Source organism: Flavobacterium sp. Flavsp81, from assembly GCF_059491325.1.
In genome coordinates this window covers 3,064,970-3,084,838 of sequence record NZ_CP168505.1, presented here as the reverse complement: position 1 = coordinate 3,084,838, position 19,869 = coordinate 3,064,970, and the positions used below count along the sequence as shown (strand labels likewise).

Sequence of the window (19,869 nt, the reverse complement as noted above, 5' to 3'; positions counted from 1 at the left end):
AAAAAACCCGATACTTTAACTTTAGTATCGGGTTTTTTGTGCTATTATCCCAGATTTTAGGCTGAAATTTAGATTTTGAAAGATTAAAATTCTAAGATTAATTTCTTAATGGCTTCATGTTGATTATGATATAAAACAGACCAGTTTGCGTTATTAAAAAAAATACTGTTAATTTGTCGGTGTTTTCCGAAGAATTAAAGTTTATATCAGAAAACAGCTGTATGTATAATTTAAATTGTAGAAAAAAATGGAGAAAAATTACTTTAGTGTTTTAACATATAATAATTTGTATGTTTAGGTTTTTTAGAAAGAAGCCCAAAGTATATTCCAAAATTGAAAATCATATTTTCGGAATAATTTCTGAGTTATTGAAAGTTAGTGCTACCGACATCAATTGTGATGAATTAGGAGGGAAGTATTATTTAAGTAATGAAGAACAACATTTCAAAGTCACTATATTAGGCAATGATAATGTAATACGGTTGACTAATACACGTGATTCTGTAGCTGAGAAATACGATAAAATTTTTGTTGAAGATGTTTTGAGGGCTGTAAAAGAAGAAAAACATCGCAGAATGGAAGTAGTATATGATTCTATTACAAATAGTATTGAGAGCATGGCAGAGCGCTTGCATAATACCCTTATTGAATCAAATGAACAGGAAAATCAAATAGTTCGCCAGCTTGAAACAAAAGATATTAAAATAAGAAAGTAAATTTCAATTGAAATCTGTTTTTTAATGTTTAATGTATCCTATAATATCATTTCATTATAGGTAAGTATAGTTTTATATCCTTTTGAAGCAAAATATGCTGAAGGATTTTCTTTTGAAACTACCATTACAAAATCACCACCCCAGGCGCCAAGGCTTTTAATTACTCCATTAAAATCTGAAAAAACATTTTCCTTAATCGTTCGTGTTTCTAAAATATCACTTAAATGAATTTCATGCTTTTCGAGAGCTGATGTAAATTCTTTTAAGGTTTTTGCATTTAAAATGGCTTCAGTGATTTTGTTGTTTTCTGAAATGCTTTTCGTTAAATGTTCATTTTTGTTGTTGTAATAAGCATTGATAGCAGTTTTACTGTTTTGCTTTTTATTAAGGTAAACAAAATAAATATTTTCTTTAAAATCAGGATTGAAATGGATAATTTCTACAATAGGCAAATTTTGATCTAAACGATATACGATTGGTGTATTGTTTTGGGCACAGGCAATATCATAACCACTGCCTCCAAAACTGTTTTTGAGTAATGTAAAAGCGTCAATTTTAGTCCATTGCGCTATATTGTTTAATAATGTTGATGATGTTCCCAGTCCCCAATTTTTAGGAAAAGTAAGCTGAGTGCTGATTTTATAACCTTCAGAAGAATTAATAAAATTAGGATTTAGAATATAAGCTTCGTGTAAAATATTGATTAGTGTCGTTTTTACCGTTTCTGTTTTAGTTGCCGGATTATTTATGATTTCAGAAAAAGTAATACTATCTTCAAACCAAAGACGATTGTCATAGTCGTAACTTTTCCAGGTAATTTCCTGATTTATATCATTTTCAACAATTAAGTTCTGACCAAATTTTGTGGGTAATGCAAAAGCTCTGGCTCCATCTAAAACTAAATATTCGCCTGTGATTAAGAGTTTTCCGTTACTGTAAAAGGTTGTTTTCATTCTTTATTTTTTAGCCCCGATGGCAATGGCATCCTTTTGTGGCGGGGTTCGCCATAAAAGATAGAATGGACAGCGGGAACAGCTTCTAATTATTTCCGTAAATTTTCGATAAACTCAACTACAGCGCTGTGTGAGACGGTATTTTTCTTGAAATGTGTTTTAATTAAATGGCGCTCTTCCTGATTGGCTTCAAATTGGTTAATGATATTATTCAGGTGCATTTTCATATGGCCTTCCTGAATTCCGGTTGTAGTCAGGGAACGTAAGGCGGCAAAATTTTGAGCCAAACCTGCAACGGCAACTATTTCCATTAATTCTTTAGCTGAAGGTTTTTCGAGAATCTCTAAACATAATTTCACCAATGGATGTAATGAAGTCAGACCGCCAACAGTTCCTAAAGCTAATGGGATTTCTAACCAAAAAGTAAATATTCCGTTTTCGATTTTAGCATGGGACAAACTTGAATATTGCCCATTTCGGGAAGCGTAGGCATGAACGCCGGCTTCTACAGCTCTAAAATCATTTCCGGTAGCAAGGATTACAGCATCAACACCGTTCATGATACCTTTGTTGTGTGTTACTGCTCTAAAAGGTTCTACTTCGGCAATTTGAACTGCTTGTACAAAACGTTGGGCAAATTCCTGAGGATTCGAAATATGTTTTTCTGTTAAATCTTCGACAGGACAGGAAACTTCAGCTCTGACAACGCAGTTTGGAACGTAATTAGACAAAATACTCATTACGACCTGAATATTTAATTCAGAATTTTGAGCTTCTTCTTTTAAAGTTGTTGCAAATTGTTCCAGACATGAATTGATGAAATTTGCGCCCATGCTGTCTTTGGTCTCAAAAGTTGCATGAAGCTGAAAATAATTATCAAGTAAATTTCTTTTGTCTTTTAGGTGTATATCCAGAATTCCACCGCCACGTTGTTGCATGTTCTTGGTAATGCTTTGAGTATCGGAGAAGAATTTTGGCTTTATTTGGTTGAAGAATGATTCTAATTTCTCAGCATCTCCGTTAAAAGTAAAATGTACCTGGCCTATTTTTTCGGTATCAATAACTGTTGCTTTAAATCCACCGCGTGTCGCCCAGTATTTTGCTGATTTTGAAGCTGCTGCAACAACAGAACTTTCTTCAATGGCCATTGGGATGGTTTTATATTTTCCGTTGATTAAAAAATTTGGTGCAACTCCAAGCGGAATATATAAATTGGTTATTGTATTTTCGATGAATTCATCATGCAGCTGCTGAAGCTTTTCATCTGAATTCCAGTAATTTCTTATTATATTAAATGCTTCTTCGGGGTTTGAAAAATATTCTTTGGCAATCCAGTTTATTTTTTCTTTTTTGGATAATTTAGAAAATCCGGCAACAGCGTTGTTCATTCTCAGTATATTAAATAATAATGTTGCGACAAAGATACCAATTTAAGAGTTTTGTTTATAATCTATTTAGAATTTGGAAGGCTATAAAATATTATTTTTTTAACATTTAACAGTTAAAATGTGTATTATGTTTATTTTTTTCACTAAAATTGAACTCTTTTTTATATTTAAATTAAATGCTAATGAATACAAATAAAATTACTCTTGTTCTTTTATTTTTGGTTGCTACTGTTTTTGGACAACAGAAAATAACTGTCGAAAACATTTACAGTGGGACATTTCGTACTAAAGGAATGGATGAATTGCAGTCATTAAAAAATACGGATCAATACACTGTTTTAAATGTTGACCAGACCAACAGAAGTATGCAGATTGATTTGTACGATTTTGCAACCCTGAAAAAAGTATCAAATTTAATTGATTCAAAAAATCATAAGGAACTTGCAGGCGGAATCGACAGTTATACGTTTGATGCTTCTGAAAAAAAGATTTTAATTGCATGTAATACAAATAAAATCTTTCGTCACTCTTTTACGGCAGATTATTTTTTATACGATATAGCTGCTAAATCTTTGATCAAACTTTTTGATTTTCAAGTTCAGGAGCCAACTTTTTCACCTGATGGGACGAAAATTGCTTATGCAAAAGAAAATAATTTATATGTTTATGATGTCGCTTCGAAAAAATCGACTGCTGTTACAACTGATGGAAAGAAAAATGCAATCATAAATGGTATTACGGATTGGGTTTATGAAGAAGAATTTGCTTTTGTCCGGGCTTTTGACTGGAGTAAAGACAGTAAAAAACTGGCTTATATTCGTTTTGACGAAAGTGCAGTTCCTGAATTTTCAATGTCAATGTTTCATAAAGATTTATATCCGACAATTGAAACTTTTAAATATCCTAAAGCTGGAGAGAAAAATTCAGAAGTGTCCTTACATATTTATGATGTTGCCGGCAATACTGCAAAAAAAGTTAATTTGGGCAATTATAATGACTTTTATATTGCAAGATTACAATGGACAAATGATAATAATGTTTTATCAGCACAAGTTTTAAATCGGCATCAGGACAATCTTGATTTGTTATTTGTAGATGGCACAACGGCAGTTGCGAAAGTAATTTTTAATGAAAAAGATAAAGCCTATATTGATGTTACGGATAATTTGACATTCTTAAAAGACAACAGCTTTATCTGGACAAGTGAAAAAGATGGTTTTAATCATATTTATGTGTATGATAAAACAGGAAAACTTAAAAATCAAGTCACAAAAGGAAACTGGGAAGTAACTTCATATTACGGTTTCGACGAAAAAGCAAAAACTATTTTCTATCAATCTACAGAAAATGGTTCAATTAACAGAGATATTTACCGCATAGCTTTAGACGGAAAAAACAAAGTTCGGTTGTCTAAAAATACAGGAACCAATGCGGCAACTTTCAGCCCTAATTTCCAATACTTCATTAATACTTTTTCCAGTGCTTCTCAGCCTACAACATATACTCTAAACCAAGCTAAAGCCGGAAAAGAAACTCAGGTTATCGAGAATAATCAAGCTCTTTCAACTAAATTAAAAGGTTATAATTTGCCTGTAAAAGAATTTTTTGTTTTAAAAACAGCAAAAGGAAACGAATTAAATGCCTGGATTTTAAAGCCAAAAGATTTTGATCCTTCAAAAAAATATCCTGTTTTCATGTACCAATATTCCGGTCCGGGTTCTCAGCAGGTAAATAATGATTGGAATAATACTGATGATTATTGGTTTCTTTCACTTACTCAGCAAGGTTATATCGTAGCTTGTGTTGATGGAAGAGGAACCGGTTTTAAAGGTGCTGATTTCAAAAAAGTAACACAAAAAGAATTAGGAAAACTTGAAGTTGAAGATCAAATTGATGCTGCTAAAGTAATTGGTGCTTATCCTTATGTTGATGCTTCGAGAATTGGAATTTTCGGATGGAGTTACGGCGGATTTATGGCTTCTAACTGTATTTTTCAGGGAAATGATGTTTTCAAAATGGCAATTGCTGTTGCTCCGGTAACAAACTGGCGTTTTTATGACAGTGTTTACACAGAAAGATATATGCAGACACCACAGGAAAACGCAAGCGGTTATGATAAGAATTCTCCAATAAACCATGTTGATAAATTAAAAGGTAAATTTTTATTAATTCACGGATCTGGTGATGACAATGTTCATGTGCAAAATTCCATGCAGATGATGGAAGCCTTAATTCAGGCTAATAAACAGTTTGATTCTCAGATATATCCGGATAAAAACCATGGTATTTATGGCGGAAAAACGAGAATTCAGCTTTATAATAAAATGACGAATTTCATCAAAGAAAATCTATAAACAGCTTAGTTAACTTAAAAAATAAATAACAATAATATGGGAGAAACTCAAGTAAAATCAGCGCATCCAAAAGGACTTTGGGTATTGTTCGGGACGGAGATGTGGGAGCGGTTCAATTTTTATGGAATGCGGGCTTTATTGACTTTATTTCTTGTGAACTCGTTATTAATGAAGGAAGAAGAAGCTTCATTAATTTATGGAGGATTTTTGGGTCTTTGTTATTTGACTCCAATGTTGGGAGGTTTTATCGCAGATCGCTTTTTAGGTAATAGGAATTGTATTTTACTGGGAGGATTAACAATGGCAATTGGTCAATTGCTGTTGTTTACAAGCGGTAGCGTCTTTAGTACAGATTTAAGCCTGGCAACTACAATTATGTATTGCGGATTAGGTGCTATTGTTTTTGGCAACGGATTTTTTAAACCAAATATCTCAAGTATGGTTGGAAGTTTGTATCCAAAACAAGAGAAAACAAAATTAGATACGGCTTTTACTATTTTCTATATGGGGATTAATATGGGAGCTTTCTTAGGCCAGTCTATTTGCCCTTTATTAGGAGATGTTGTTGATAGAGGCGGTGTTAGAGATATTCACGCTTTTAAATGGGGATTTCTGGCAGCTTCAGGTGCAATGTTGGTGGGAACTGTTCTTTTTTACTTTTTAAAAAATAAATATGTAGTATCTCCGGAAGGAAGACCATTAGGAGGTTTACCATCTAAAAATGTAGCCGCAGATTTTGAAGAAGGAGAAGCACAAAAGGCTAATTTTTCTCAAAAAGCATTGATTGGTGCAGGAATTGCATTTTTAATTTTAGGTGTAATTTTTCATTTTGTTTTTGGACAGAATTTAATTTATACATTGATCTATTCGAGTGGTTTGGCTTTGGCCGGATTAATTATATCTGATTCATCTTTAACAAAAGTTGAAAGAGACAGAATTATTGTAATTTATATCGTTTCTTTCTTTATTATATTTTTCTGGGCTGCGTTTGAACAGGCTGGTTCATCGTTAACTTTTATTGCTAATAATCAGACAGACAGAAATTTCTTTGGTTTTCAAATGCCGCCATCGATGGTGCAAATATTCAACGGATTGTTTGTAGTTGTAATGGCAGTTCCTTTTAGTATTCTATGGGATTATTTAAGGGCAAAAGACAGGGAGCCAATTTCGCCGGTAAAATTAGCAGTTGGTTTGGTTCTTATTACAATTAGCTTTTTCATGATCGCAACTCAGGTTTCATACATTGGAACTTCAGGATTGCTGTTAGTTAAATGGCTTATTTTGTTGTATTTCTTAAATACTTGTGCGGAGTTGTGCTTATCTCCAATCGGATTATCTTTAGTTGGTAAATTGTCTCCGAAGCGTTTTTCTTCTTTATTATACGGAGTATTTTTCTTGTCGAATGCATCAGGTTATGCCTTAGGAGGAACTTTAGGTTCAATCTTACCGCCAACTGGTGATAAATTTAAAAAAGCGCAGGAATTAGGAATTGATTTACAGGCAGTTTTAAATAAAAAAATTACATTAACACCAGCTCAGCTGGAATTATTGGATAAACATCAGATAAGTGATCATTATCCTGATTTTGCAGGTTTTATAATTCATAATCTATATGAGTTTTTCATGGTATTTGTTGTTATTACAGGACTTGCAGCATTGATTTTATTTGCATTGACTCCATTCCTGAAAAAAATGATGCACGGTGTCAGATAATTTAACGGAATAGAAAATATACTAAATAAACATCGTCTTTGAGTTGATTGAAGATGATGTTTTTTATTTATGTACTTAAAATAATAATTAATGGAAGAAGGTCTAAGCTTAGAGCAAATACAAAATTTTAAAGGAAAATATCCAAAGCAATTGTGGTATTTGTTTACTGTTGAAATGTGGGAGCGATTTTGTTTTTATGGAATGCGGGGCGTTTTAACCTTTTTTATGGTGGATCAGCTTTTGCTTAAAGATGAAGCTGCAAATTTGCAATATGGTGCGATTCAGGCATTTGTATATGCCTTTACTTTTGTTGGAGGGATATTTGCAGATAAAGTTTTAGGATTTAAAAAGTCATTGTTCTTTGGTGGAATTGTTATGATTTTGGGGAATTTGCTTATTGCTTTTGCTCCCCAGGATTTATTTTATTATGGATTGGCATTTTCTATAATTGGTACTGGTTTTTTTAAACCCAATATTTCTTCCATGGTTGGAGAACTCTACCATGAAAGCGATCACAGAAGAGATGCAGGTTATGGAATGTTTTATGCCGGAATTAATATCGGTGGTTTTTTTGGAGGAATTCTGTGTATTTATTTAGGAAAATATTATTCATGGCAATTGTGTTTTCTTTCGGCAGCTATTGTCATGGCTTTTGGATTGCTGACTTTTTTGTTTACTAAAAAACATCTTGGACCAATTGGAAATTCTCCACTATTGCATTTAGAACCAAAAAAAAGAAAAATTAAAGAAATAGCTGTTTATTTAGGATCGTTACTAAGTATTCCTTTTATTTTTATCATGGTAAAAAATACAGATTATACTGATTATTTCATGTATACGATTGGTATAGTTGCTATGATTTATTTTATATACGAAGTGATAAAATTAGGAGATATAAAATTGCAAAAAAAGATGATTGCTGCTTTTACATTTATCTTCTTTTATTTAGTATTTAATGCTATTTATGAACAAAGCGGTGGTTCATTGTCGTTGTTTGCGAAAGATAATTTAAGTTACGATTTACTTGGATTTACCATCGATCCCAATGCTGTAAACAATAGTTCAAATACATTGTTTGTTGTTATTTTCAGTCCTTTGGTTGGGTTGCTTTGGCTCTGGCTGGCGAAAAAGAAGATAGAGCCTAATACATTGATTAAATTTGGTATTGGATTTTTGTTTTTAGCAGCTTCCTTTTATATTTTCTATTACACTAAATTTTTTGCGGATGTTAACGGAATTACTTCCCTGAATGTGTTCACATTTGCTTATTTAGTGACAACTCTTGGTGAACTTTGTCTGGGACCAATCGGAATGTCAATTATTACGAAGCTGTCTCCAAAAAGATTATTTGGAATGATGATGGGATTATGGTTTTTAGCAACTGCATTTGGGCAGTTATTTGCAGGAAAACTTGGTGCGGAAATTTCCAAATCGAATACAGGAACTACTTTAATATCTAAGCTGCAGTCATACACAGACGGATATTATCAATTGGCTATTTATTCATTAATTGCAGGTTTGGTTTTAATAGCAATTTCTCCATTGATTAAAAAATTAATGCAGGAAGTAAAGTAGGCGTATTTTGAAGTTGTTTTTTTGTTTAAATTTGAAAAAAATTAATGATATGAAAAAAATATTTATAGCAGCATTTTTTATAATAAGTTCATTTGCTGTTAATGCTCAGGATTCGGGCGCAAGCGAGCAGGCGAAGCAATTAAATTGGCATACTGATGTAAAGGAAGCAATAGCTATTAGTAATAAGGAAAAAAAACCATTACTAATGTTTTTTACAGGAAGTGATTGGTGCGGTTGGTGTATCCGTTTGCAAAATGAAGTTTTAAAAACGCCTGAGTTTCAAAAGTGGGCAACTGAAAATGTAATTTTAGTAGAATTGGATTATCCAAGAAGAACCGCTCAGACACCTGAAGTGAAAAATCAAAACGCCGAATTACAGCAGGCTTTCGCTATACAAGGATTCCCTACGGTATATTTTACAAATGCGGAAAATAAAGACGGTAAAGTAAATTTTAAAGGTCTCGGTCAGACGGGTTATGTTGCGGGCGGTCCAACAGCCTGGTTAGCAGTTGCTGACGGAATAATTAAATCTCAAAAAATGTAAATTTCAAATAAATAAAGAAAACCCCACAACGAAAATTGTGGGGTTTTTTTGTTTAGTAAGAAAAGTATTTGTTAATTTTTTAGTTAGATTGTAAAATATTTGATTTTAATAAAATATTGCAAATAAAAAAACACATTGTGTAATTTTAGTGCTAAAAAATCTTGCAGAATTAAAATATAATGTTAATTTCGTTTTGCTTAACTAACCAAATTTACATGATATGATTAAAAAACTACTTCTGCTAATTTTATTTTTAGGGTCAATTTCTTTCCAAGCCCAAAATGTAGTTTGGAAGACCAGTATGGATGCTGCCATTGCTGCAAGTAATGAAGAAAGTAAACCAATGTTGATTTTTTTTACCGCATCAAGCGCTCCGAATAATCTCCAAAATGAAGTTTTTAAAACGCCGGATTTTGCAGTTTGGTCAAGAGATAATGTCATTTTGGTTAAATTGGATTTATCTGATATTAATACATCAGATGGGGATAAAGAACAAAATATAAAACTCAAAAATGCATTTGGTGTTCAGGAATTACCAGAGGTGTGTTTTGCAAGTGCTTCAGTCAGAAAAAATAAAACTACATTTCAGGCACTTGGTAAAATTGGTTACAAACCTGGTGGCGCTAAAGTGTGGATTTCTGAATCAGAAGCTATTTTACATCCAACAGAGTAACTTTTAATTTAATTTATAATATCCTTTTTCATTCGTGGAATGAAAAGGGATTTTTTGTTTTATACAAGTCATTTTCCAATATCTTTGAATGGAGTAAGAATTAGATGCATCGGCAATAATTATTTTAGGATGTAAATTTTTTATAATGCGCTCCAGATTAATTTTCGGAGATTCAATCAAAAGTAAAATGTCAGGTTGTTTATCTTTAAGATAAATTCCTGTACTATCTATAATTGATATTCTTTTTTTATTAAAAAACAAAATGTTTTTAATTTTGTTTTTTTTCTTCACATTACTAAAATTACCAACCAAATAAGAGTTTAAAATACTGTTTTTCGATGTTTCTTTTAAAAGATCATCATTGCAAAAAAGACTAATATCTTTTCCGTTTCTTTCAGAGATAATCGTTTTTTTCTTCATATTGTAAACAATCATTTCCTGTTGGGTCTGGATTTCTTTTTTTGTATATATAAAGAAAAGTTGTAATATGATTGTTGTACTCAAAACACCAGTCAATTTTAAATAATTTGGCTTTTCCAGCCATATAAATGTGAAAATGATCCATAAGTAAAATCCAAATAAATAATAATTATTGAAACTGATTTCTCTTATCACGAATGAATCAAAGGAAGCTACAAAATGGATTAGTTTGTTTAAAATATAAATGCTTTTTTCAAATATTTGAATTAAGAATAGTGGAGGCGCGATAAAAGCTGCCAGAATCATTACGATTATTCCGGCTATCATGATAAAAGATAAAACAGGAATAATAATAAGATTAGTTATAAAAAAGAGTCCCGGGAATTGATGGAAATAATATAAACATAGTGGCAAAGTACCAATTTGTGCTGCAAATGAAACAGTTAAAACATTCCAGATATTAATAATAATTTTATTTTTTGGATTCCATATGTTTTTTAATATTGGTTGTAACCAAAGAATGGAGAACAGGGCAAGATAACTCAGTTGAAAACCAATATCAAACAAGAAATAAGGTTCGAAAAGCAAAATCAATAGCATAGAAACTAATAGCGTATGGTAAATATTGCCATTTCTCCGTAAATGATTTCCAATTGCCAAAAATGAAAACATAACAACTGAACGTAAAACACAGGGAGATAATCCGGATATTATGGCGAACAGGATTAGTGAACCTAAAATGACAATTAATTTTATAAAAGAACCTTTTCGTGTATTAGGAATTGGTTTTAAAATAAATGCAATAAACAACATTATAAAACCTACGTGTAACCCTGAAACTGAAAGTATATGCGTTGCGCCTGAAAATTGATAATCCTGAATAATATCAGTTGATATTTCTTGCCTTTGTCCCAGAATAAGGGCTAAAGCCACATTCATTTCAGTTGGACTAAAATGACTTTTTTCAAGATTATTTATTATCCGGGAATGTAATTTTGCCGTATAATACCAAACGTCTTTTTTTATTATTCTGTTGACGCTGATTTCTGATTTTACCGCATAAATCTGTGCATAAATTTGTTTGTCTTTTAAATATTGGCTGTAATCAAATTGATTGGGATTTTTAGGAGAATTATTATGTTGTAAAATGGTTTTTAAGCGAATGATATTTCCAATTATAAGCAAATTGAGAGTTTTGTCTTTTTGAATATTTATGATAATTTTTCCTGAACAGGATTTTTCCCCGATTTGATTAAAGGAAGCAATATACCTGTCGTTATAATCGTTGCTTTTTAATTTTTCACTCAGGGTAAGGGTTATAAATTGAGGTTTTTCAAATGCTTTTTCAAAATGTATATAATTGGTTTTCTGTAGAGACTCAGTATGAAATAACAGGGTTATAATGCCAATAAGAAATGAAAAGAAACATGAAAGTATACCAAAAAGGACTCTGTTCTTTTTATGTGAAAAAAAAGTAATCAAAAAAAGAAATATGATAACTGCCAAAGCTGTGATAACAATCAATATTTCCGGTTGAAAATAATAGGAAATTATAATTCCGATTATGAGGCTAATTGTAATTTTTGTTAAAGGAAAATCTAATACTTTCATTGTCTAAAAGTATTAAAAATTTGTAAGAAAAAACTAATTAATAAAAATTATTCAATAATACGATTAATTTGAACAAACGAATTTTTATAATACGTTTCTTTTGTAGAAGAAATAATCACACCTTTTGAAGTTGAAGAGTGTATAAATTTTATTTCTTCACGGTTTATTTCCGTGATAAGGCCAACATGGTTAATCTGTTTACTATTATTCGTTTTAAAGAAAATTAAATCTCCTTTTCTGACATCATCAAATTTGATAAGCCTTCCAATTTTTGATTGCTCATAAGAAGCTCTGGGCAATTTTATCCCTTCTGATTCAAAAGTCGAATATACTAATCCTGAACAATCGTATCCGTTTTTGGTTGTGCCCGCAGCTTTATAAGGAGCACCAATATTATCAGTGGCCCTTTTAATCAAATTACCTATAACATATTTAGTTTCTCGTCTTACTTCTCTTTTACTCACAGTTGATGATCCCGATTTGCAGAATGCTAAAAGAATGGAGAATGATATAAAGAGAAGTATTTTTTTCAAAACGAATCTATTATTGTTTTAAATTGGCAACAATAAGTTTTGCTGTTTTTTTACTGGCGCCGGCACCACCTAATTTTTGTTCTAAAATATCGTAATTATTTAATAGTTTTTGACGGTAATTCGGTTCTAATAATTTTTGTAATTCTTCTTTAATCCGCTTTGTATTACATTCATTTTGAATTAATTCAGTTACAACCTCTTCATCCATAATTAAATTAACAAGCGAAATGTATTTTAATGTAATAATACGTTTTGCAATTTGATATGAAGCCCAGCTTCCTTTATAACACACTACTTCCGGAACTTTAAAAAGTGCTGTTTCTAATGTTGCTGTCCCTGATGTTACTAATGCAGCTGTTGAACAACGAAGTAAATCATAAGTTTTATTTGAAATAAACTGAATGTTTTTATTCGAAATAAACTTTTGATAAAATTCAAAATCCTGGCTTGGAGCACCTGCAATTACAAATTGATATTCTTTAAAATCGTCTACAACGCTTAGCATTACGCTTAGCATTTTGGTGATTTCCTGTTTACGGCTTCCCGGTAAAACAGCTATAATCGGTTTTTCGCTTAATTGATTCTCCTTTCTGAAAACAGTTCCATCAAAAACAGGCTGATTATGAATAGCATCAATTAATGGATGTCCTACAAATTCGACAGGAAAGTGATGTTTGTCTTCGTAAAAACTTTTTTCGAAAGGCAAAATCACAAACATTTTATCAACATCATTTTTGATTGCTGTAATTCTATTTTCTTTCCAGGCCCAAATTTGGGGTGAAATATAATAATGTGTTTTATAATGTAATGCTTTTGCCCATTTAGCAATTCTCATATTAAATCCCGGATAATCAATAAAAATTAAAACATCAGGTCTGAATTCTAAAATGTCTTTTTTGCAGAATTTGATATTATTTAAGATAGTTTTTAAATTAAAAACTACTTCTATGAATCCCATGAAAGCCAATTCACGATAATGCTTAACTAAAGTACCTCCGGTTTTTTGCATTAAATCACCACCCCAAAAACGAATTTCCGCCTGTGGATCTTCCTCGTATAAGGCTTTCATTAAATTAGACCCGTGAAGATCACCTGAAGCTTCACCTGCAATAATGTAATATTTCATACGTAGCTAATATTTCTTTTTGATATCACAATTCCAATATACTGTCTATTAGAAATCATAATAATTTTATATATTGTTTTGAGAATTTGCCTTTGCTTTGATAAAGATCAAAATTGCGAGACAAAGATAAGATTTAAATTAGCAAAGTCGAAATTGCTAAAACAATGACCGCCAGAATGATTCCGCTGGCCATATATTCTTTGTCTTTTTTTAATAAAATAGCAAAAACAGCAAGATCTAAAGTTGTACCCAATGTTATTACTTTTCCTAAATAGCCGTTTTCTTTTATAGTTTGAATTCCGGAAGAAATATCAAATTTGGTAAAGAAGGTAATAAACATATAACTCCCAAGTAAAGAAGTGAAAATACCAATTATAAAACCTAAAAAAATGTCTTTTTTATTCATAAATCCCAGCTGTTTAATTGTTGAATAGCGTGATGTGCTGTTAAGTCAAATTGTACGGGAACCACAGAAATATATCCATTCTCCAATGCCCATTCATCTGTATCATCTCCTTTGTCCTGATTAACAAATTCTCCTGAAAGCCAATAATAATCCTTTCCAAACGGTGTTTGTCTTTTGTCAAATTTTTCTACCCACAGTGCTTTCGCCTGACGACAAATTTTAATGCCTTTGATTTCTTTTTTCTTCAATTTAGGAAAATTAACATTCAAAATAACTCCTTCCGGTAATTTTTTTTCAAGGGTTTCCAAAACTATTTTTTTAATGAAAGATTTTACAGGTTCAAAATCTGCATCCCAATTGTAATCTAATAATGAAAAACCAATAGCTGGGATTCCTTCAATTCCGGCTTCTACAGCAGCACTCATGGTTCCCGAATAAATCACATTAATAGAAGAATTAGAACCATGATTAACTCCGGATACACATAAATCAGGTTTCCTTTTCAAAATTTCATTGACTGCTAATTTTACACAATCTACAGGAGTTCCGGAGCAACTGTATTCTGTTATGCTATCGTTTTCTTTCGAAATTTTATTTAAATATAAAGTGTTGTTTATTGTAATGGCATGACCCATTGCACTTTGAGGTTTGTCGGGAGCTACAACGATGACTTCTCCAATAGTTGCCATAACATTTATTAAAGCTCTTATTCCGGGAGCAGAAACACCATCATCATTAGTAACTAATATTAAGGGTTTTTGGTTTTTCATAGATAGGATTTAATTGCGAATATAGATTTTTAAGAACAAATGTAGGTACAGATTTTCTTAGAATACTAACAAATAAATTAAAATTTGTCAACTAAATTATCTAAGTTTTTAGTGATTCAAAGATTTTCATATCTTTAACAAAAAATTATAGTAGACTTGGCTTTTTTGGCTCGGTTTTTACCATAACTTAGATTAAAAAATTGATGAATGCTATTATTAAATTTATGAAACGAAATTATAAAATCCTCATAGCCGTATTATGCTTGTCTGTAACCTTATTTGCATTCAAAGTAAATGCAGGTAAAGCAATAGATCCAGACCCTAATAAAGATAAAATGCTTTTAGAATTACTGGCATTTGTTATCGAAAAAGGGCATTACAGTCCTCCGCCTATCGATGATACATTCTCAAAGGGGATTTTTAAGGATTATATTGATGCACTAGATCCTTCTAAACGTTTTTTCCTGCAGTCTGATATTGATGAGTTTAAACAATATGAGTTAATGCTTGATGACCAGTTCATTAATAAAGATCTGACGTTCTTTAATCTTACCTATACGAGATTGATGAAGCGTATGGAAGAAAGCAAAAAAAGATATAAAATTCTTTTAGCTCAACCATTTAATTATAATATTGATGAGACTTTTAATGCAGATTACGATAAGATTCCTTATGCAAAAAATGCTGCTGAAATAAATGAAAGATGGAGAAAACAAATCAAACTGTCAACGCTTTCATCTCTTGTAACAAAACAAAAGTTAGAGGAAGATAAAAAGAAAAGTGATCCGGCATATAAAATGAAATCTTTTGAGACTTTAGAAAAAGAAACGCGTGAAAGTTCGCAAAAATCATTAGATGATAATTTTAGTTTAATAAAAGATTTGGATAAACAAGATTGGTTTTCTGTTTATGTAAATTCAATTATGGCTCGTTTTGATCCGCATACAAGCTATTTTGCTCCGGAAGAAAAAGATCGTTTTGATGTAAACATTAGCGGTAAATTAGAAGGAATTGGCGCTCGTCTGACTAAGAAAAATGATTTTACCCAAATAGATGAATTGATTTCAGGAGGTCCTGCATGGAAAGGAAAAGAATTGGAAGCAGGAGATTTAATATTGAAAGTGGCACAAGGAAATGAAGAGCCTGTTGATGTTGTGGGGATGCGTCTGGACGATGTTGTTAAAAAAATCAAAGGACACAAAGGTACTGAGGTTAAACTTACAGTAAAAAAAGTTGATGGAAGCATAAAAGTTATCTCAATAATCAGAGATGTTGTCGAAATTGAAGAAACTTACGCAAAATCAAGTATCGTTGAGAAAAACGGACTAAAGTATGGGGTGATTTATTTACCTAAATTTTATATCGATTTTGAAAATAAAGACGGAAGAGATGCCGGTAAAGATATTGCTTTAGAAGTTGAAAGACTTAAAAAAGAAAATATAAACGGGATAGTGCTTGACGTTCGTGATGATGGAGGAGGTTCACTTTCTACAGTAGTTGATATCGCAGGACTGTTTATTGAAGAAGGACCAATTGTTCAGGTAAAATCAGCTGGAAAAAAGAAAGAGGTTTTATATGATAAAGATAAAAAAATTGAATGGGACGGGCCGCTGGTAATAATGGTGAATAGCTTTTCTGCATCAGCTTCAGAAATTTTAGCTGCAGCAATTCAGGATTATAAGCGTGGTGTTATTATCGGTAGTAAACAAACTTATGGTAAAGGTACAGTACAGACAGTTATTGATTTAAATCAGTTTGTTCGTAATAGCGAATTTGGAGACTTTGGAGCCCTGAAAGCTACTGCCCAAAAATTTTATAGAATTAATGGTGGTTCTACTCAGTTAGAAGGCGTTAAAAGTGATATTGTAATGCCTGATCGTTATGCTTATTTAAAAATGGGAGAGCGTGATATTGATAATGCAATGCCATGGGATAAAATAGATCCGGCAGAGTATAATGTATGGAACTCTAATGAGAATTTCATTAAAGCATTGACAAATAGTAAATTAAGAATTGCAGGGAATCCTCAATTTAAATTAATTGAAGATAATGCAAAATGGATTGATGTTAAAAGCAAAGAGAACACCTATAGCTTAAATATTAAAAACTTTAAGACAACTCAGGAACAAGTAGAAAGCGAAGGAAAAAAATACAAACCAATTGCAGATTATAAAAATAATTTGGTTTTTAAATCTTTGCCTTATGAAGAAGTTGAAATGGCTAATGATGCAGCTTTAAAAGAAAAACGTTCAATTTGGCATCAGGCATTGTCTAAAGATGTATATGTTGAAGAAGCTTTAAATGTTTTAGATGACCTGCAGACTAAAGGTAATTCAAAAAATGCTCTTGCTCCTAAAATGAAAAGGGATAAGTTAGCAAAATCATAATTAAACAATAATATTAAACGTTCCATAATCAAAAATTTTGGAACGTTTTTTTTTTTTTGAATTTTATTGAAAATATGAAAAATCACTTCATTTTAGGTTTGATCTGTCTGATGCTTTTTTCATGTAAAAAAGAGCAGAATGAAAAAAAAGAAATAATTCTGGAATCAAATACTTTTGTTGGGCAGCAACAAAATACAACTGGATTTGTATTTTCAACAAATTATTTGCCGGCCTCTACAACACATCAAATTATCAAACACGATTATTATACACTTTCATATAATGAAAAATATGAACAGGCTGAATGGGTAGCATATGAATTGAAAAAAGAGTATTTAAAAAATAATGATTTTAAAAGGCCCTATTTTATTGAAGATCCAAAAGTAACAACCGGTTCTGCTGATTGGAAAAATTACAAAAAGTCAGGTTATGATAAAGGGCATCTTTGTCCTGCAGGTGATATGGAGTTTGATGAAAAAGCTTATAATGACACTTTTTATACATCTAATATTTCGCCACAAAAGCATGATTTCAATAGTGGGATTTGGAATAGATTAGAACAGAAAACACGTTATTGGGCAGGGAAGTATAATGATATTTATGTTGTGACAGGCGGGGTTTTGAAAGATTCGGATAAAAAAATAGGAACAGAAGAAGTTTCTGTTCCTAAATATTTTTATAAAATCATTTTAGCTAAATCAGGAAAGGAAAATAAAGCAATTGCTTTTTTGGTTCCGAATGAAAACAGCAACAAGTCAATTTATGATTTTGTAGTTCCTGTTGAAACTGTCGAAAAAATGACTGGAATTGACTTCTTTCCTAATTTAAAAAACTTAGAAAGCAGTAAGGATTTTTAAGTCGGCAATTGTTGTTGTCGGATTTTCGGCTTTAAAAACAAAACTTCCTGCTACTAAAACATCTGCTCCGGCTTCTACCAGTTTTTTTGCATTTTTATTGGTAACTCCACCATCAATTTCAATAAGTGTCGAAGCATTTTTGCGTGTAATCAAAGCTTTTAGTTTTTTAACTTTGTCGTAAGTGTTTTCTATAAATGATTGTCCCCCAAAGCCTGGATTTACACTCATGATACAAACCAGGTCAATGTCGTTAATAACGTCTTCTAATAAATCAATATTTGTGTGAGGGTTGATTGCTACTCCTGCTTTCATTCCTTCAGCCTTGATGGCCTGTAAAGTTCTGTGTAAGTGTGTGCAGGCTTCGTAATGTACACTTAAAATGTTTGCGCCTAAATCAGCAAAAGTTTTAATGTATCGATCAGGATCAACAATCATCAAATGCACGTCAATTGTTTTTTTGGCATGTTTTGAAATTGCTTCTAAAACAGGCATTCCAAAAGAAATATTCGGAACAAAAACTCCGTCCATAATGTCAATATGAAACCAATCAGCCTGACTGTTATTAATCATTTCGATATCTCGTTGTAAATTGGCAAAATCAGCTGCTAAAACAGAAGGAGCTATAAGTGTATTCTTCATTGTGCGTAGTTATGTGTTGTTTTTTTGCAAAGGTAGATTTTAGTTTGTTTAAAATGAAATTAGATTTCATTTTTGAACCATTAAGAGATTAGGAAAAATTAAGTTATAGATACTTAATTTACTTGCTTTTCAATTCATTACGTTTTTCTTGATGAATCTTAATATCTTAAAGGTTTGATAAGATAAATAAAAAACTCCGGTAATCAGCCGGAGTTTCAATCATCAATCAAAAAACGAACAGTCAATCAAACTGTTGTTTACTATATAGTTGAAAGTCAAATGTCTTAAAGCCAAAAGACCTTAGACTCTAAAAACTTTCTAACCTTAAGGTTTATTAACCTAAATAAGTTTTAAGAATTTTGCTTCTTGAAGTATGTTTTAATCTGCGGATTGCTTTTTCTTTAATCTGACGAACACGTTCGCGGGTTAAGTCGAAAGTCTCTCCAATTTCTTCTAATGTCATTGGATGCTGATCGCCAAGACCAAAATACAAACGAACAACATCAGCTTCTCTTGGAGTTAATGTTTCTAATGAACGCTCAATTTCAGTACGTAATGATTCGTGAATTAACTCTCTGTCAGGGTTTGGGGATTCTCCTGAACGTAATACGTCATAAAGGTTAGAATCTTCACCTTCAACAAGAGGTGCATCCATTGATAAGTGACGGCCAGAGTTTTTCATAGACTCTTTTACGTCATTTACAGTCATGTCAAGTTCTTTTGCAATTTCTTCAGCAGAAGGCGGACGCTCGTTAGATTGTTCTAATAAAGCGTACATTTTGTTGATTTTATTGATAGAACCAATTTTGTTTAATGGTAAACGTACAATACGTGATTGCTCAGCCAAAGCCTGAAGAATCGATTGGCGAATCCACCATACAGCATAAGAAATGAATTTGAAACCACGAGTCTCATCAAAACGCTGTGCTGCTTTGATTAAACCTAAGTTTCCTTCATTAATTAAATCGGGAAGAGTTAATCCTTGATTTTGATATTGTTTAGCCACTGATACTACGAAACGTAGGTTGGCTTTTGTAAGTTTTTCTAAAGCTCTTTGATCACCGGCCTTTATTCTTTGTGCTAATTCTACCTCTTCATCAGCGGTAATTAGGTCAACTTTTCCAATTTCTTGTAGATATTTGTCTAACGATGCAGTTTCACGATTAGTTACCTGCTTGGTGATTTTAAGTTGTCTCATGTTTTT

At 31.7% G+C, this 19,869-nt stretch carries 17 protein-coding genes; 8 read left to right on the top strand and 9 right to left on the bottom strand.

The genetic code is table 11. The annotated features are described in order from the left end of the window. The first annotated feature begins 290 nt into the window (after positions 1-290). Positions 291-716 (top strand): hypothetical protein, encoded by a 426-nt coding sequence (locus tag ACEN92_RS12915; RefSeq protein WP_495638773.1) that lies wholly within the window; start codon positions 291-293, stop codon positions 714-716. A 38-nt stretch (positions 717-754) separates the two neighbouring features. Here ACEN92_RS12915 and ACEN92_RS12910 read toward each other — a convergent pair whose 3' ends face one another. Further along, entirely contained in the window at positions 755-1,669 is a 915-nt protein-coding gene (locus tag ACEN92_RS12910; protein WP_495638772.1) for a GYDIA family GHMP kinase, read from the bottom strand. 89 nt (positions 1,670-1,758) lie between these two features. Further along, the gene (locus ACEN92_RS12905) at positions 1,759-3,057 is read right to left on the bottom strand and encodes a hydroxymethylglutaryl-CoA reductase, degradative (RefSeq protein ID WP_495638771.1); all 1,299 of its coding nucleotides are present in this window, start codon (positions 3,055-3,057) and stop codon (positions 1,759-1,761) included. A gap of 182 nt (positions 3,058-3,239) precedes the next feature. On the opposite strand from ACEN92_RS12905, the gene ACEN92_RS12900 reads away from it, so the two are divergent. The 5 genes from ACEN92_RS12900 to ACEN92_RS12880 all read left to right on the top strand — a co-directional run bounded on the left by ACEN92_RS12900 (position 3,240) and on the right by ACEN92_RS12880 (position 9,916). Next, entirely contained in the window at positions 3,240-5,411 is a 2,172-nt protein-coding gene (locus ACEN92_RS12900) for a S9 family peptidase (protein ID WP_495638770.1), read from the top strand. Between the two features lie 36 nt (positions 5,412-5,447). Beyond that, positions 5,448-7,124 (top strand): peptide MFS transporter, encoded by a 1,677-nt coding sequence (locus ACEN92_RS12895; protein ID WP_495638769.1) that lies wholly within the window; start codon positions 5,448-5,450, stop codon positions 7,122-7,124. Positions 7,125-7,214: 90 nt separating this feature from the next. Then, positions 7,215-8,699: a peptide MFS transporter gene (locus ACEN92_RS12890; RefSeq protein ID WP_495638768.1), complete on the top strand. Its 1,485-nt coding sequence runs from the start codon at positions 7,215-7,217 to the stop codon at positions 8,697-8,699. Positions 8,700-8,748: 49 nt separating this feature from the next. Next, positions 8,749-9,243: a thioredoxin family protein gene (locus ACEN92_RS12885; RefSeq protein WP_495638767.1), complete on the top strand. Its 495-nt coding sequence runs from the start codon at positions 8,749-8,751 to the stop codon at positions 9,241-9,243. A 220-nt stretch (positions 9,244-9,463) separates the two neighbouring features. Further along, positions 9,464-9,916: a thioredoxin family protein gene (locus tag ACEN92_RS12880; protein ID WP_495638766.1), complete on the top strand. Its 453-nt coding sequence runs from the start codon at positions 9,464-9,466 to the stop codon at positions 9,914-9,916. Between the two features lie 3 nt (positions 9,917-9,919). Here the strand turns inward: ACEN92_RS12880 and ACEN92_RS12875 are convergent, their stop codons facing one another. The 5 genes from ACEN92_RS12875 to surE all read right to left on the bottom strand — a co-directional run bounded on the left by ACEN92_RS12875 (position 9,920) and on the right by surE (position 14,782). Beyond that, positions 9,920-11,947 carry a ComEC/Rec2 family competence protein gene (locus tag ACEN92_RS12875; RefSeq protein ID WP_495638765.1) on the bottom strand — a complete coding sequence of 676 codons (2,028 nt, stop codon included), beginning with the start codon at positions 11,945-11,947 and terminating at the stop codon, positions 9,920-9,922. 47 nt (positions 11,948-11,994) lie between these two features. Continuing rightward, the gene (locus ACEN92_RS12870) at positions 11,995-12,480 is read right to left on the bottom strand and encodes a C40 family peptidase (protein ID WP_495638764.1); all 486 of its coding nucleotides are present in this window, start codon (positions 12,478-12,480) and stop codon (positions 11,995-11,997) included. Between the two features lie 10 nt (positions 12,481-12,490). Further along, complete coding sequence (gene lpxB, locus ACEN92_RS12865; RefSeq protein ID WP_495638763.1) at positions 12,491-13,606, bottom strand: lipid-A-disaccharide synthase; 1,116 nt, start codon at positions 13,604-13,606, stop codon at positions 12,491-12,493. A gap of 133 nt (positions 13,607-13,739) precedes the next feature. After that, positions 13,740-14,012, bottom strand: coding sequence for a hypothetical protein (locus ACEN92_RS12860; protein WP_007804739.1), 273 nt, complete (start codon positions 14,010-14,012; stop codon positions 13,740-13,742). After that, on the bottom strand, positions 14,009-14,782 hold the full coding sequence (surE, locus tag ACEN92_RS12855; RefSeq protein ID WP_495638762.1) for a 5'/3'-nucleotidase SurE: 774 nt from the start codon (positions 14,780-14,782) through the stop codon (positions 14,009-14,011). Before surE ends, ACEN92_RS12860 begins: the two co-directional genes overlap by 4 nt. 203 nt (positions 14,783-14,985) lie before the next feature. Here surE and ACEN92_RS12850 point away from each other — a divergent pair, with 203 nt between their 5' ends. Both ACEN92_RS12850 and ACEN92_RS12845 read left to right on the top strand, forming a co-directional pair. Then, positions 14,986-17,169, top strand: a complete 2,184-nt coding sequence (locus ACEN92_RS12850; protein WP_495638761.1) for a carboxy terminal-processing peptidase — start codon at positions 14,986-14,988, stop codon at positions 17,167-17,169. Positions 17,170-17,243: 74 nt separating this feature from the next. Beyond that, positions 17,244-18,026 (top strand): DNA/RNA non-specific endonuclease, encoded by a 783-nt coding sequence (locus ACEN92_RS12845; protein WP_495638760.1) that lies wholly within the window; start codon positions 17,244-17,246, stop codon positions 18,024-18,026. Here the strand turns inward: ACEN92_RS12845 and rpe are convergent. Continuing rightward, positions 18,003-18,665 (bottom strand): ribulose-phosphate 3-epimerase, encoded by a 663-nt coding sequence (rpe, locus tag ACEN92_RS12840; RefSeq protein WP_495638759.1) that lies wholly within the window; start codon positions 18,663-18,665, stop codon positions 18,003-18,005. The genes ACEN92_RS12845 and rpe overlap by 24 nt on opposite strands. 334 nt (positions 18,666-18,999) lie before the next feature. Further along, positions 19,000-19,863, bottom strand: a complete 864-nt coding sequence (locus tag ACEN92_RS12835; RefSeq protein WP_007804760.1) for a sigma-70 family RNA polymerase sigma factor — start codon at positions 19,861-19,863, stop codon at positions 19,000-19,002. Positions 19,864-19,869 lie beyond the last annotated feature (6 nt).